Source organism: Bacillus clarus (genome assembly GCF_000746925.1).
Lineage (GTDB): Bacteria > Bacillota > Bacilli > Bacillales > Bacillaceae_G > Bacillus_A > Bacillus_A clarus.
In genome coordinates, this window is record NZ_JMQC01000008.1 from 3554242 (window position 1) to 3569858 (window position 15617).

The window sequence follows — 15617 nt, forward strand, 5'->3', positions numbered from 1 at the left end:
CGTCTCGATATTCCTTATTTCAATAGTATATAAAGCAACGAAGAGGAGGAGAAAAGATGAAATTAGTTTGGAAAATAATTAGTAATATCATTTCATTTGTTTTATTTACAGTAATGGTTTGTTTAGCATTTGTTGTAATTTCATCAAAAGCCAGTGGCGGAGATCCTACTTTGATGGGATATCAATTTAAAACAGTATTATCTGGGTCAATGGAACCAACTTTTTTAACGGGATCAGTAATTGCGATAGAACCAACTAAAGATGGTTCTAAATATCAAAAAGGTGATGTTATTACATTTAAAGAGAAAGATAACAAAATTATCACTCACCGTATTATCGGTGTGAAAGATATAAATGGAAAAGTAATGTATGAAACGAAAGGTGATAACAATAACGGACCAGATTTAGAGCCAGTACTTGCAGGTAATGTAGTTGGGAAATACGCAAACATAACGGTTCCATATGTTGGATATCTACTGAATTACGCAAATTCTAAAGCTGGAGCAGCATTGCTTCTTATCATTCCAGGAGTGTTTTTACTTGGTTATTCTGCGGTATCCATTTTTAGTGCTATGCGCAGTATCGATGATGACAAGAAAAATAAATCTTCTAAAGCAGAACAATCCGTATAGTTAGTTTGGTTATACTTTCCGAATAGGAAGTTAACAAATATATATTATGGGGGATTTGGACATGACTTTAAAGAAAAAATTAGGAATGGGAATTGCATCAGCAGTATTAGGAGCATCATTAATTGGCGGAGGAACATTTGCATTTTTTAGCGACAAAGAAGTATCAAACAATACATTTGCGGCCGGTACATTGGATTTAGTAGCAAATCCAACGACAGTTGTTGATGTATCGAATTTAAAACCTGGTGATACAATTAAAAGAGATTTCAAATTAGAGAATAAAGGCTCTTTAGATATTAAAAAAGTTCTATTGAAAACAGATTACAGTGTAGAAGATGCGAAGAAAGATAATAAAGATGATTTTGGTAAACATATTAAAGTAACATTCTTAAAAAATGTCGATAAACATGAGACGATTGTTAAGCAAACTACATTAGATAAATTGAAGGGTGACACACTTACAGCGGTAGATAATGATTTATCCGCTTGGTTCTGGGATGAAAAAGGTATTTCCGCAGGTAAGTCTGATAAATTTACCGTGAAATTTGAGTTTGTTGATAATGGCAAAGATCAAAATGAATTCCAAGGTGATAAATTACAATTAAAATGGACGTTTGATGCACAGCAAACAGATGGTACAGAAAGATAATAGTAGGGCAAAGAGGCTATCATTATGGTAGCCTCTTTCTGCGATAAAGTGAAACTTTAATCAGTGGGGGGCCATCGCCCGCTGATTATTAGCCCGCACCAATCGGGCTTTTACGAGCAGTTAATCTCCCGCCTAACTTTTTTGCTTTCGTCTAATTTTGAGGTGGGAGTCTTACTGCCCTCAAATAGCGGGATAAAAAAGGTATGGTTTAGATTCTATTTTTAGTTGCATCTGACTATTTAAGCGGGGATAGTCTGATGAGTAGATGGGAGATGAATGGTGGTTAGGCAAAGCCTAACGGTTCTTCTTGTGGAAAAGGTTTGCTAATAGAAATGAAGCCTACTAACATAACCGGGGGATATTTTGATATTCGTAGGAATCCTCTACTTCAAACAACTAGGGAGAGTGGTAAGTGGGGGGAGTTCAAAGTAGAATGAAGCAATTTTTCTATATAATGTATATCATTTTGCTTTTGTCTTTATTATAATGAAGGTGTGGTTCTTGATAAAGAACGAAAAGTTCGATGGGAGAGATCATAATGTTAAAAACACCTCACAAATTAAAAAAGATGCTTATATTACCGTGTATGTGCTCAATCACTTTTTATTTAGGTTCTCAAGTCATGACGTATACAGAAGCTGCTTTCGTTCATGAAACGAAGGTTCAAGGCACTATTTCTACAGCAGTTATATTTCCAAAAACGATTGATACATTGATGAAGGAAGCTGAGGAACATAGACAGTTTATTTTCCATGAATATGAAGAGATGAATACTAAGTTAGTAGTTGATTCCGTTGGAGGAATAGAACAGGCAATCAATGTATGGAAGCAGGGGCGTGAGAAGATTGTTTCTGAGCGTGATGCGTTACAAAAAGTGTATATTGCATTAGAAGATCCATACAAACAAATAAAAGAAAACTTAAAGAGTAATAATGATGAATCTACTCAGCAATTGTTTTCCATTGTAAGTGAAGGATTAAGTACAGTTAAGGGGATTTGTGAGGATACAGACAAGCAAATAAATTTGCAAAAAATTGATGAGAAAATTCGAATACTGGAGCAATCGCTACAGCATGAAATAACAAAGCAAGCAAATGAAGTTGCGAAACAAAAAGAAGTAGAAGAACAACAAAAATTGGAGCAGCAAAAACAACTTCAAGAGGCGGAGCGAAATAAGGAGAAAGCTGAAAAAGAACTTTCTCAACATAATAGTGCTATTATAGAGCAAAAGAAACTACAAGAGATAGAACAAAAGAAGGAAAAGACTCATGAAGAATTACCGACGAGTAGTAATGCTACTGTAGAAGAAAATAAAAAATAGTAGAAAAATATGATTCTCTAATATATGAGGACTAGCAACGAAAAAAGTGTTGCTGAATAGACAATAAAATTGTCATCTCAAAATTCAGTGGAAGTAAGGAAATGGATGAAGAGCGTCCGCCACTCATGAAAGTTTTGATTTTATCCTTTCCCACTAGAAGACTCCCACCTCAAGGAGTGGATAGGACATGGTTCGATGAGTAGGTGGGAGGCGTTCAAAATAAATGTTATTTTTTGACGAATATTGGGAAATGAAAATAATAAATTTAGGGTTGCATTTAGAGTGGTTTGTTCTTTATAATGAACATAAGGTAGCTTTTAAAAGAATAGAGAGATTAGGGACACAGTATGTGTAGTGAATTGGGGAAATAAAACACGCTATTCATATATCTCTGTGTTTACAGGGATAACTAAAAAAAAGCTAGGGGGAATTTAAAGTGAGTTTAAAGAAAAAATTAGGTATGGGAGTAGCATCAGCGGCGTTAGGATTATCTTTAATTGGTGGAGGAACATTTGCTTTCTTTAGTGACAAAGAAGTATCGAACAATACGTTCGCAGCTGGTACATTAGATCTTACTTTAGATCCTAAAACAATTGTAGATATTAAAGACTTAAAACCAGGGGATTCTGTTAAGAAAGAGTTCTTATTAAAGAACAGCGGGACGCTAGCGATTAAAGATGTTAAATTAGCGACGAAATATAATGTGAAAGATGCAAAAGGCGATAATGCTGGCGCAGATTTTGGTGAGCATATTAAAGTGAAATTCATTTGGAACTGGGATAAACAAAGTGAGCCTGTATATGAAACAACTTTAGCAGAATTACAAAAGAAAGATCCAGATGTATTAGCAAAAGACATTTTCGCTCCTGAGTGGGGAGAAAAAGGTGGCTTAGAAGCTGGTACGGAGGACTACCTATGGGTACAATTTGTATTCGAAGATAATGGTAAAGATCAAAATGTATTCCAAGGCGATTCATTAAATCTAGAATGGACATTTAATGCAAGCCAACAAGACGGAGAAGAAAAATAGTAATTATGAAAAAAGCGGGGATATCCCGCTTTTTTTTTACAAAAAAAAGAAGTGTCATTCATACGCACCCCTTTTCGTATATTATTTTTGATTTTTCTTCCATTGTGTAAATTTGAGAAATTCACGGAATTGTTCTTTTGAGACACCAGAGTTCATCGCTTCTTTAACAAGATGTGTCCATTCTGAATCTAATTGGTTTTCACTTGTCGTTTCGTCGTGAAGGAGAGTATCAACTGGAACTTGTAGAACTGCTGCGATTTTTTCTAGGAATTGAATAGAAGGATTCTTTTGTAAATTACGTTCAATAGAACTAATATAAGATTTTGCAACCCCAGCTTTTTCGGCGAGTTCTGTTAAAGAAATTCCCCTTTGTAAACGAAGGCGTTTTATACGTTCTCCAATCATATTTGCGCACCTTTCTGTAATTATGTAGTCGACTTATGGTGTACTTATTATAACATAAAATTTGCTAAAAAGAACAGCGCTGTTACGACTGAGCAGGCTGTTTCATACGTTGGAAAAAGTGTTCAATGTCCTGAATGGTAATTCCGGCATCTAGTGCTTCGAGAATTAAATCAACCCATTCTTGATCTAGTAAGTCCGCCTTATCTTTGTACAAGTGTATTCCTCCCTAATTATCGGTCATAGTCAATGATACAAAAAATCGATAGTTTAATATGAATTGATATGATTACGGTATAAAATTGAATTATATGAAAATATCGAAAGTTTCGTAATTTTCAAAAAAAGATAAATTTTCCAGTGAGTTCTCTCATGGAAAATTATAAAAGGTTCGACAACACTTTTCAATGTTTTCTGAAAACGTTACTAAATTGTGATATATCGCTATATAAAAGTAGGGATTTTTACAAATGTATTAAAAAAATTACATAATGTGACTAAATATTGAAAATTTATTGAATTTTTAATAAAATTCAATATGTAATACATATTTTTTTTATTAGGGGAGGAAATAGGGGATGAAAAAGAAACCGTTTAAAGTGTTATCCACATTGGCTTTGACAGCTATCCTGGGTTGCTCATTCGGATTTGGAAGTCAGTCGGTTTATGCGGAAACGCCTGATAAATCGACAGCTACAAGCCCAGTCGATGATCATTTAATTCCAGAAGAGCGATTAGCAAATGCTCTAAAAAAACGTGGGGTAATTGATTCATCGGCTTCAAGTGAAGAAACGAAGAACGCTGTTGAAAAGTACGTAGAGAAGAAAAAGGGAGAAAATCCTGGGAAAGAAGAGGCAAATGGGGACCAGCTTACGAAAGAAGCATCTGACTTTTTAAAGAAAGTAAAAGACGCGAAAGCTGATACGAAAGAAAAATTAGACCAACCAGCGAATGGTACTGGGGCAGGGACAGGCCCAGTTAGAGGCGCTTTAAATGGTAAAGTACCAACTTCTCCAGCGAAGCAAAAAGGATATAACGGTGAAGTTCGTAAAGACAAAGTACTTGTTTTACTTGTAGAGTACGCTGATTTTAAACATAATAATATTGATAAAGAGCCTGGTTACATGTATTCAAAAGATTTTAATCAACAGCATTATGAAAAAATGTTGTTTGGTGACGAACCATTTACATTAGATGATGGAAGTCAAATTGAAACATTTAAAAAATATTACGAAGAGCAATCTGGTGGTAGTTACACAGTAGATGGAACAGTTACAAAGTGGTTAACAGTTCCAGGTAAAGCAGCTGATTACGGTGCAGATGCTGGGACGGGTCATGATAATAAAGGACCAAAAGGCCCTCGCGATCTAGTAAAAGATGCATTAAAAGCAGCTGTAGATAGTGGGGTTGATATATCACAGTATGATCAATTCGATCAGTATGATTACGATCAAGATGGAAATAAAAATGAACCAGATGGTATCATCGATCATTTAATGGTTATCCATGCTGGTGTTGGCCAAGAAGCTGGCGGCGGTAAATTAGGTGACGATGCAATTTGGTCACATAGATGGACAGTCGGTTCAAGACCATTCCAAATTGAAGGTACACAAGCGAAAGTACCATATTGGGGCGGTAAAATGGCTGCATATGATTACACAATTGAACCAGAAGATGGGGCTGTTGGTGTATTCGCACATGAGTATGGTCATGATTTAGGTCTTCCAGACGAATATGATACACAGTATAGTGGTTCTGGTGAGCCGGTTGAAGCTTGGTCTATTATGAGTGGTGGTAGCTGGGCTGGTAAAATTGCTGGAACAACGCCGACAAGTCTTTCACCACAAAATAAAGAGTTCTTCCAAAAAACAATCGGTGGAAACTGGGCGAATATTGTAGAAGTAGACTACAATAAATTAAATAAAGGTATCGGTTTCGCAACATATTTAGATCAAAGTGTTACGAAATCGGAAAGACCAGGCCTGCTTCGTGTGAATTTACCAGATAAAGAAGTAAAAACAATTGAGCCTGCGTTTGGTAAGAAATTCTACTACAGCACAAAAGGTGATGACCTTCATACAACAATGGAATCTCCTGTATTTGATTTAACAAATGCAACGACTGCAAAATTTGATTACAAGTCATTGTACGAAATTGAAGCTGGTTATGATTTCCTTGAGGTACACGCTGTAACAGAAGATGGTCAAAAAACGTTAATTGAAAGACTTGGTGAGAAAGCAAATAATAAAAATGCAGACACGACAAATGGAAAATGGATTGATAAATCATATGATTTAAGCCAATTCAAAGGTAAAAAAGTGAAGCTTACATTTGAGTACATTACTGATGGTGGTTTAGCGTTAAACGGATTTACTCTTGATAATGCATCATTAACAGTAGATGGTAACGTTGTATTCTCTGATGATGCAGAAGGTGCGCCACAATTCAAATTAAATGGTTTCGCAGTATCTAACGGAACAGAAACGAAAAAGCATAATTACTATGTTGAATGGAGAAACTACGCAGGTTCAGATAATGCGTTAAAGTTTGCTCGTGGTCCAGTATATAACACAGGTATGGTTGTATGGTATGCAGATTCAAGCTATACAGATAACTGGGTTGGTGTACATCCAGGATATGGTTTCCTTGGTGTAGTTGATTCTCATCCAGAAGCAATTGCAGGAACTTTAAATGGTAAACCAACATTCAAAAATAGTACACGATTCCAAATCGCTGATGCGGCATTCTCATTTGATAAAACGCCAGCTTGGAAAGTTGTATCTCCAACTCGTGGAACGTTTGTATATGATGGCTTACCAGGAGTACCGAAATTTGATGATTCTAAAACGTATATGAATCAACAAATTCCAGATGCAGGACGTATTTTACCGAAGCTTGGTCTGAAGTTCGAAGTAGTAGGACAAGCTGATGATAATTCTGCAGGAGCTGTACGTTTATATCGCTAATACAGAAAAGGCTGTCGAAAAGTTTTCTTTCGACAGCCTTTTTTCATGAGCAATGAATTTTATCGAAAGAGAAAACTCGTATATAATGTAATTTTACGAATAGAAATCTGTTACATATGAAGTGTATATATATAATGAAAGAATGGGATAAAAATAGTGGGAAGGGTGAGCAAATGAATATCACCTCTATTGTAAATGAACAAAAGGCATATTTTTATAAAGGACATACAAAGAGTGTAGAAACAAGAAAGAAAAATTTACAGAAATTATATGATGGGATTCAACGTTTTGAGATTGATATTTTCCAAGCTTTGAAATTAGATTTGAACAAATCAAATCATGAAGCTTTTACGACGGAGATTGGATATGTACTAAAGGAAATTTCATTTCAAATTAAGCATATTTCATCATGGAGTAAGCCGAAACGTGTTCGGACAGCTCTTACTCATTTTGGATCGAAAGGGAAAGTCGTTCCAGAACCTTACGGTGTGACGCTTATTATCGCTCCTTGGAACTATCCGTTCCAATTAGCAATTGCGCCGCTCGTAGGGGCTTTAGCAGCTGGGAATACAGTTGTTTTAAAACCATCTGAATTAACGCCGAACGTTTCAAAGCTTCTTGCGAGAATGCTCGGGGAGTTATTTCAGGCAGAACTTGTTTCAGTAGTGGAAGGTGGTATTGAAGAGAGTACAACCTTGTTAACAGAACCATTTGATTATATTTTCTTTACAGGCAGTGTTGGTGTTGGAAAAGTTGTGATGGAAGCAGCGGCGAAAAAGTTGACTCCTCTTACGTTAGAACTTGGCGGAAAAAGTCCGTGTATTGTTCATAAAGATGCAAAATTAGATGTAACAGCAAGGCGTATTGTTTGGGGGAAATTTTTGAATGCTGGACAGACGTGTGTAGCACCTGATTATATGTACGTGCATTCTTCAGTGAAAGAACAATTAATAGAAGCGATACGGACTGAAATTGCGCAGCAGTATGGAGAAAAGCCACTACAAAATGAAAATTACGTAAGAATTGTTAGTCAGCGCCACTTTGAAAGATTATGTAATTTTTTACGTGATGGAAATGCTGTAATTGGCGGAAATTATAATGAAGAAACGCTGCACATTGAGCCAACGGTTTTAACAAATGTTACATGGCAAGATTCTATTATGGAAGATGAGATTTTTGGTCCGATTTTACCAATTATCGAGTATGAAACAATAGAAGATGTCATAGGAATGATTCAGCAACATCCGAAACCGTTAGCTTTGTACGTATTTTCAGAGAATAGAGAAGTGCAGGAAAACGTTACGAGCAACATTTCATATGGCGGGGGATGTATTAATGATGCTGTATATCATCTTGCTACCCCATATTTACCTTTTGGGGGCGTTGGGAGCAGTGGGTTAGGTAGTTATCATGGCGAACAAAGTTTTCGAACTTTTTCCCATTATAAAAGCATTTTGTCCCAATCTACAGCATTCGATATGAAAATTCGTTACTCTTCTACAAAAAGTGCTTTAAAATTTATACGAAAGTTGTTAAAATGATGATGGTGTTTATCAGTAGGCGTAGCCGTATGATAAAAGCCCCTTCGCAATGGAAGGGGTTTTTCTGTTCGACATATGTATCGTGCGAAAATGAATCAAACATACTACATAAAGAATAGAAGCGAGCGCCGTTAAACAACCATTTTTGTTTGGATCGAAACAAAAAATAGTCTATAGAACATAAATATTTATTCATGAATATAAAAATTAAAATTTGAGGTAGATAGGACGGGAAAATGAAAAAGATTATTAAAGTTGAAGCAGTAGAAAAACATTTTGGAAATCAAGTGATTATCCCACCTCTTTCTTTAGATATTAAAGAAGGGGAATTTGTAACGATTTTAGGACCGAGTGGTTGCGGGAAAACGACTTTACTTCGTATGATCGCGGGTTTTGAAACTCCAACTAAAGGGAATCTTTTATTAGATGATGAAAGAATGAACGATTTGCCGCCGTACAAGCGTCATATGAATTTAGTGTTCCAACATTACGCACTATTCCCACATATGAATGTTGAAAAAAATATTTGTTTCGGCATGAAAATGCAAAAAGTACCAGCAGCAGAACAGAAAGAACGTGCTGAAGAGGCAATGCGTTTAACGCAGTTACTTGAGTTCCGTAATCGTAAACCTGCAAAGCTTTCTGGTGGACAACAACAGCGTGTTGCAATTGCAAGGGCAATTGTAAACAACCCGCGTGTATTACTATTAGATGAGCCACTTGGAGCGCTTGACTTTAAGTTGAGAAAAGATTTGCAACGTGAATTGAAAAACTTACAACGTAATTTAGGGATTACATTTATATATGTAACGCACGATCAAGAAGAAGCGATGAGCATGAGTGATCGTATTGTCGTTATGAATAAAGGGCATATCGAACAAGTCGGAACGCCGAAAGAAATTTATAATCAGCCGAAAACATTGTTCGTTGCGACGTTCATCGGTGAAAATAATATCGTGAAAACTGGGGAAAACTACGTAGCAGTTCGCCCTGAAAATGTAAAAGTTCGTTCGGTTGAGCAACCAATTTTAAAAGAATACCATCTTGGGCATATTGAAGATATTGAGTTTGTTGGAAATATGGAAAAGCTTTATGTACGTGATGAGAAAACATCAGAATTACTAATGGCATACCAAACTGCTGAAGAAGTAGCGCAGTGGAGCATTGGAGATAATGTATACGTAGGCTGGGAGCAAGAGGACGAGGTGACCTTAAATTGAAAAAAGGGAAATTACTCGCATTACCTACAGTCACGTGGCTGTTAATCTTCTTCTTATTTCCGCTTCTATTCGTATTGGCATTCGCCTTTTTACAGCGCGGAGCATACGGGACAGTGGAAATGCAGTTTACGCTAGATAATATAGCGCGCGTGTTTGATCCATTGTATATGGGGACGTTATGGGAAACAGTGAAAATTGCGGTTATTACAACGGTACTATGTTTACTAATTGGTTATCCATTTGCCTATACAATTACAATTGTCGATCGTAAATATCGTTCTATTCTTCTATTATTGGCAACGATTCCGTTTTGGATTAACTTCCTTGTTCGTTCATACGCATGGATTGTTATTTTACGTTCACAAGGTCTTGTAAACACGTTGCTATTGAAACTAGGCATTATTAGTGAACCATTAAATTTACTATATAATACACCTTCTGTAGTACTAGGGATGGTATATTCTTTATTACCATTTATGATTTTGCCAGTGTATGCAGCAATTGAGCAGCTTGATAAACGTAAGTTAGAAGCGGCTTATGATTTAGGTGCAACACCGATGAAGGCGTTTTGGAATGTAACATTACCGATGACGATGTCAGGGATTGCTACTGGTTCTATTTTAGTATTTGTTTCCTCTATCGGAATGTTTGTTGTATCAGACGTTATGGGTGGATCGAAAGTAGCATTGATCGGAAACGTAATTCAAAATCAATTCCTAGGCTCACGTGACTGGCCGTTTGGATCGGCTTTATCAATTATCGTTGTTCTATTCTCTGTTCTGTTAATTTACTTATATTATCGTGCAACGAAAGTATATAAATATGATGGGAACGGAGGGGAATAGACAAAGATGAAGAAGTTTTTAGTTTCTTATTCTTGGTTAATTTTATTGTTCTTGTATTTTCCAATGATGGTTTTAATGGTATACTCCTTCAACGATTCTCGTATTAATGCGGAGTGGGAAGGCTTTACATTCCATTGGTATACAGATTTATTTCAAAAACAAGATGTTATTGATGCGTTTATAAATAGTATTACGATTGCTATTATAACGACAATTGTGACGACAGTTCTTGGTGTGATTTTTGCGATTGCATTACATCGTTACAAATATCGTTTTGAAGGGGCTATTAATGGCCTTGTATATTTACCAATTTTAATTCCTGATATTTTAATGGGATTATCTTTGCTTATCCTATTTAGTCAATTGGGCATGGAACTTGGACAAACAACAATTATTATTGCACACATTACATTTAGTATTTCATTCGTTGTTGTTATTTTAGCAGCACGTCTTTCTGGTATGGGACGTGATTTAGAAGAGGCTGCAAATGACTTAGGAGCAACGCCGTGGCAAACGTTTCGCTATGTAACGTTTCCAGGGATCGCACCGGGAGTTATTTCAGCAGCATTATTAACATTCACATTATCAATTGATGATTTTGTAATTAGTTTCTTCGTATCAGGACCAGGATCAACAACATTGCCATTATACATTTATAGTATGGTTAAGCGTGGAGTGTCGCCTGAAATTAATGCTCTTTCTACAATATTAATTGTTGTAATTGTAGGATTAATGGTGCTATCGGAGATCTTCCGTAATAAAGGTGCAGATGGTGAGGAAAACTCTGGAGGACACCTTCCTTTATAATACGAATGATATAGAAAGAACGAGGAGGTAAGAAATTGATGAAATTGATGAAGACATTAGCTAGCGCAGCTATTAGCTTTGGCCTTGTTGCAGGTGTACTTGCTGGCTGTGGCGAGAAGAAAGAAGAATTGAATATTTATAGCTGGGCTGACAACTTTGATGAACAAGTTTTAAAAGATTTTGAAAAGAAATATAACGTGAAAATTAACTATGATAAATACGCAAGTAACGAAGAAATGCTTGCAAAATTACAAGCTGGCGGTGCGAAATATGATTTAATTCAGCCTTCAGATTACATGGTTAAAACAATGGCGAAGATGGACTTACTAGAGCCTTTGAATAAGAAGAATATTCCGAACATCGAGAACCTTGTTTCAAACTTTAAAACACCTGCATTTGATCCGGAGAATAAGTATTCTCTAGTATACACTTGGGGTGTAACAGGTATTGCATACAATAAAAAGTATGTGAAAGAAGTGCCTACAAGTTGGACGGATTTATGGAACGAGAAATATAAAGGGCATGTTACTTTATTAAATGATTCTCGTGAAGTACTAGGAATGGGTCTTAAGAAAAACGGATTCTCAAATAGCACGAAAGTTGATGCGGAGTTAAAGACAGCAGCTACTGATTTACAGAAGCTACTTCCAAACTTATTAGCATTTGATACAGATAATATTAAACAAAAATTCATTACAGAAGATGCTTGGATCGGTACTGTATGGTCTGGAGATGCAGCATTTATCGCAAAAGATAATAAAGATGTAGAATATGTTGTGCCAAAAGAAGGCGGTACAATTTGGGCTGATACGTTAGCAATTCCAAAAGGTGCAAAACATAAAGAACTTGCAGAGAAGTTTATGAACTACTTATTAGATGAAAAAGTAAGTGTGAAAAACTACGAGTCAATTGGATATAGTAATCCAAATGAAAAAGCTCGTCCTCTTCATAGTAAAGAATATCGTGACAATCACATGATTTTCTTAACACCAGAAGAATTAAATCGTACAGAATGGCTTGTTGATGTAGACGATAAGTTAAAAGACTATGATCGTTACTGGACAGAGCTAAAAACAAAAGGTAAATAAGTAAGAAGATGCGGTTTCTGAATAGAAATCGCATTTTTTCATAGCAGGAGGAAATCTTTTGAAGAAAAAGTTACATCAATATGAGTTAATGTGTATGGTTTTATTATTTGTTGTATTTGCCATTATCGCTTGGAGAGTACAAGCAGGTGGTGTTACAATCATGGATACATATGTCCGCGGGATGGTAAAAGGATTACAAACAGAAAGCTCACTTACATTTTTCTCATACTTTACAAAGCTAGGATCTGCGATTGGGATAACAACTACGCTCGTTATAAGTTTGTTTATTTTTTGGAAGAAGCGTTATTATGCTACTATGATTGTATATCCAATGGCTATATTAACGACACACCTTATAAATAAAGGGATAAAAGAAATTGTGAAAAGGGAACGTCCAACGTTAAATGAAGCGCTAGATGCACTTGGTTATAGCTTCCCGAGTGGACATGCAATGCTATCCATTGTTACATTTGGTTTTCTCGCTTATATCATTGCTGCAAACGTAAAAGATGTAGCTGGGAAATATGTTATTACGATCTTGATGGGGATATTAATTATATGGATTGGATTAAGTAGAGTTATTTTAAATGTTCACTATCCAACTGATATTTTAGCAGGCTACTGCCTAGGTGGCATTTTGTTAATCATAGCAATTTATTGTCATCGTTTACTTTCTGAGAGATTAGGACTTAATAAAGAGAGATAAAAAGCATCCGAAAAAAACTATTAGTATGGTTTTTTCGGATGTTTTTTGTTTACCTAAAGATATGATACAGTATAATGAGACGCTCGAATTATATAAAAGTAGGTGGAGATGTGTGAAGACAAATGTACATAAAATAGATATATGGGGGAAAGTAGGGAATTTTCTTTATCAATTTCGCTATACGGTGATAGCTGTATTAGTTTTATTAGCGATAGCGCTTGGGATTTTTGCTCCAAAACTTCCTGGTGTATTAGGCGGCGATGGTTTTCAAACAGAAGGAGATTATCAAACGACAAAAGCTATTTTAGATAAAGATTTTAAGCAATCTCAAGATACGCTCCTACTCGTTTTTGAGAAGAAGAAAGGGATTTCACATGAGGAGTTTCAGAAACGTATAGAGGGAATTGTAAATGAAATAAAGGAGAAAGAGTCATACGAGTCTTTCCACCATCCAATGCAAAATAAAGAGATGTTACAAAATGATATAGGGTATGCGACCATTTTATTTTCCGGGAAAACAAATAAAGAGAGAATGGAAAAGACATTACAATTTGCTGAGGAAGTTAAGAAGGAAAGTAATGATGTATTAAAAGTAACACCGACAGGTTTCCCGAAAATTAACCAAGAGATTAATGAAAGAACACAAAATGACTTAAAAGTAGCGGAAATGATCGGTTTACCGATTGCCTTCCTCGTACTATTATTCTCATTTGGTAGTCTTCTAGCATCCATTTTGCCTATTTTAAATGGGGCACTTAGTGTTATTAGTACGATGGGTATTTTATATTTTATAGGTAGTGATAAAGAGTTATCTATTTTCGTTTTAAATGTGGCGCCAATGATTGGGCTTGCACTATCTATTGATTTTGCACTTTTATTTGTAAATCGCTTTCGAGAGGAAGTAGCAAAACGAACAGTCAAGGAAGCAATCGCAACTACTTATCAAACTGCAGGACGGGCCATCGTATTTTCAGGTTTATGTGTATTTGTCGGTTTATCAGGTTTATTCTTCTTTGAAATAGATTATATCCAATCTGTTGCCATTAGTGGGATGATTGTTGTCATTATGAGTATTTTATTTTCACTCACACTTCTTCCTGCACTGTTATCTTTAATTGGTAAAAGAATATTAAAAAAGAATCAAACAGCACCTACTCCATCAAATGTATGGCGTAAATTTGCACAGTTTGTTATGAAACATCCAGTCATAATGGTTATCGCTGTGACAACGTTTATTGTCATTTGCTTATTACCACTGCGTACTGCTAATCTTCAATTTCCTGGTGTTGAGGCTTTGCCAGAAAAGAGTGATACAAGAGCCGCGTATGAGAAATATGAAGATGCGTTTAATAAAATTATAAAAACGCATGCGGATGTTACATTAGTAGTAGAAACGAAGAAAAATGTAACAGAGAAAGAAAGCTTGCAAAAGATAGAAAATGTTGTTCAAAAGCTGAAGGAAGATAAGCAAGTGTATAAGGTGAAAAGTTTATATGATGAGCTAAATGGAATGAAAGCGGAACAAGTCGCAGGTATGTTACAAACTCAAGAAGCTGCTAAAATAAACCCAATATTTGAAGCGTATACGAAAGGAAACAAGGCGACAATTCAAGTCTATTTAGATGGGAAACCACGCACGGAAGCAGCTAAACAATGGGTACGTGATTTTAAAGAGAAATATAAAGAAAATGATGTTACTTATTATTTAGGCGGAATGACGACGTTCCAACAAGAGTTAGAAGATGAGATTAAAGATAAAGTGGCAATTGGTATGTCGGTTATATTCGGATCGACCTTTGTTATTTTATTATTCGCATTCCGTTCTATACTCATTCCGATCAAGGCCATTATTATGAATGTACTTAGTTTAAGCGCGACGATTGGAATTGTCATTTGGTTGTTTGAAGGCGGTCATTTCGGATTAGAACAAAGTTCGGTTTTATTCGTGTTACCAATCTTTATTTTCGGGCTTGTATTTGGACTGAGTATGGACTATGAAGTATTTCTTATTTCACGCATTCATGAGTTATATGAAGAAACGAAAGATAACGATAAGGCAACGTTAGAAGGGCTTGTATCAACGAGTCGTATCATTACATCAGCTGCGTTAATTATGATTGTTGTAACTGGCGCGTTTGCATTTACGGATATTTTACCAGTAAAACAGATGGGGCTTGGTGTAGCATTAGCAATCTTCCTTGATGCGACCATTATTCGTCTTATGCTCGTACCAAGTTTAATGAAAATGTTTGGAGATTGGAATTGGTGGCTACCATTTCGGAAGAAAAAAGTAAAATCATCAGATTAAAAACACTCATCTTATGGATGAGTGTTTTTTTCAGGCTGTGGAGAAAGTCTTCTCCACAGCCTTGTTTTGTGTCTGAACCTCTTTTTATGTGTCAACACTGAT

Annotated in this window: 14 protein-coding genes; 12 read left to right on the forward strand and 2 right to left on the reverse strand. The window is 35.8% G+C overall.

All coding sequences use genetic code 11. From position 1 onward, the window contains the following. Nucleotides 1-56 precede the first annotated feature (56 nt). The 4 genes from sipW to calY all read left to right on the forward strand — a co-directional run bounded on the left by sipW (nucleotide 57) and on the right by calY (nucleotide 3632). Entirely contained in the window at nucleotides 57-632 is a 576-nt protein-coding gene (gene sipW, locus DJ93_RS19035) for a signal peptidase I SipW (protein WP_042982571.1), read from the forward strand. Between the two features lie 61 nt (nucleotides 633-693). Beyond that, nucleotides 694-1281, forward strand: coding sequence for a CalY family protein (locus DJ93_RS19040; RefSeq protein WP_042982572.1), 588 nt, complete (start codon nucleotides 694-696; stop codon nucleotides 1279-1281). A 538-nt stretch (nucleotides 1282-1819) separates the two neighbouring features. Next, complete coding sequence (locus tag DJ93_RS19045; protein ID WP_042982574.1) at nucleotides 1820-2602, forward strand: DUF4047 domain-containing protein; 783 nt, start codon at nucleotides 1820-1822, stop codon at nucleotides 2600-2602. A 436-nt stretch (nucleotides 2603-3038) separates the two neighbouring features. Beyond that, entirely contained in the window at nucleotides 3039-3632 is a 594-nt protein-coding gene (gene calY, locus DJ93_RS19050) for a biofilm matrix protein CalY (protein ID WP_042982575.1), read from the forward strand. A gap of 81 nt (nucleotides 3633-3713) precedes the next feature. Here the strand turns inward: calY and DJ93_RS19055 are convergent, their stop codons facing one another. Further along, the gene (locus DJ93_RS19055) at nucleotides 3714-4037 is read right to left on the reverse strand and encodes a helix-turn-helix domain-containing protein (RefSeq protein WP_042982576.1); all 324 of its coding nucleotides are present in this window, start codon (nucleotides 4035-4037) and stop codon (nucleotides 3714-3716) included. A gap of 82 nt (nucleotides 4038-4119) precedes the next feature. After that, nucleotides 4120-4251 (reverse strand): anti-repressor SinI family protein, encoded by a 132-nt coding sequence (locus DJ93_RS19060; RefSeq protein WP_042982577.1) that lies wholly within the window; start codon nucleotides 4249-4251, stop codon nucleotides 4120-4122. A gap of 361 nt (nucleotides 4252-4612) precedes the next feature. Here DJ93_RS19060 and DJ93_RS19065 point away from each other — a divergent pair, with 361 nt between their 5' ends. The 8 genes from DJ93_RS19065 to DJ93_RS19100 all read left to right on the forward strand — a co-directional run bounded on the left by DJ93_RS19065 (nucleotide 4613) and on the right by DJ93_RS19100 (nucleotide 15515). Next, entirely contained in the window at nucleotides 4613-7000 is a 2388-nt protein-coding gene (locus tag DJ93_RS19065) for an immune inhibitor A domain-containing protein (protein ID WP_042982579.1), read from the forward strand. 173 nt (nucleotides 7001-7173) lie between these two features. Next, the gene (locus DJ93_RS19070) at nucleotides 7174-8541 is read left to right on the forward strand and encodes an aldehyde dehydrogenase (protein ID WP_042984258.1); all 1368 of its coding nucleotides are present in this window, start codon (nucleotides 7174-7176) and stop codon (nucleotides 8539-8541) included. Nucleotides 8542-8777: 236 nt separating this feature from the next. Further along, nucleotides 8778-9761, forward strand: a complete 984-nt coding sequence (gene potA / locus DJ93_RS19075; protein ID WP_042982580.1) for a spermidine/putrescine ABC transporter ATP-binding protein PotA — start codon at nucleotides 8778-8780, stop codon at nucleotides 9759-9761. Beyond that, nucleotides 9758-10606, forward strand: coding sequence for a spermidine/putrescine ABC transporter permease PotB (potB, locus tag DJ93_RS19080; protein ID WP_042982582.1), 849 nt, complete (start codon nucleotides 9758-9760; stop codon nucleotides 10604-10606). The genes potA and potB overlap by 4 nt, the downstream gene beginning before the upstream one ends. A 6-nt stretch (nucleotides 10607-10612) precedes the next feature. Beyond that, nucleotides 10613-11413 carry a spermidine/putrescine ABC transporter permease PotC gene (gene potC, locus DJ93_RS19085; protein ID WP_042982583.1) on the forward strand — a complete coding sequence of 267 codons (801 nt, stop codon included), beginning with the start codon at nucleotides 10613-10615 and terminating at the stop codon, nucleotides 11411-11413. A gap of 38 nt (nucleotides 11414-11451) precedes the next feature. Continuing rightward, the gene (potD, locus tag DJ93_RS19090) at nucleotides 11452-12501 is read left to right on the forward strand and encodes a spermidine/putrescine ABC transporter substrate-binding protein PotD (RefSeq protein ID WP_042982585.1); all 1050 of its coding nucleotides are present in this window, start codon (nucleotides 11452-11454) and stop codon (nucleotides 12499-12501) included. A 58-nt stretch (nucleotides 12502-12559) separates the two neighbouring features. Then, nucleotides 12560-13207, forward strand: a complete 648-nt coding sequence (locus DJ93_RS19095) for a phosphatase PAP2 family protein (protein ID WP_042982586.1) — start codon at nucleotides 12560-12562, stop codon at nucleotides 13205-13207. A 112-nt stretch (nucleotides 13208-13319) separates the two neighbouring features. Beyond that, a complete protein-coding gene (locus DJ93_RS19100; RefSeq protein ID WP_042982587.1) occupies nucleotides 13320-15515 on the forward strand; it encodes an MMPL family transporter in 2196 nt (731 codons plus the stop codon). The last annotated feature ends 102 nt before the right edge of the window (nucleotides 15516-15617 follow it).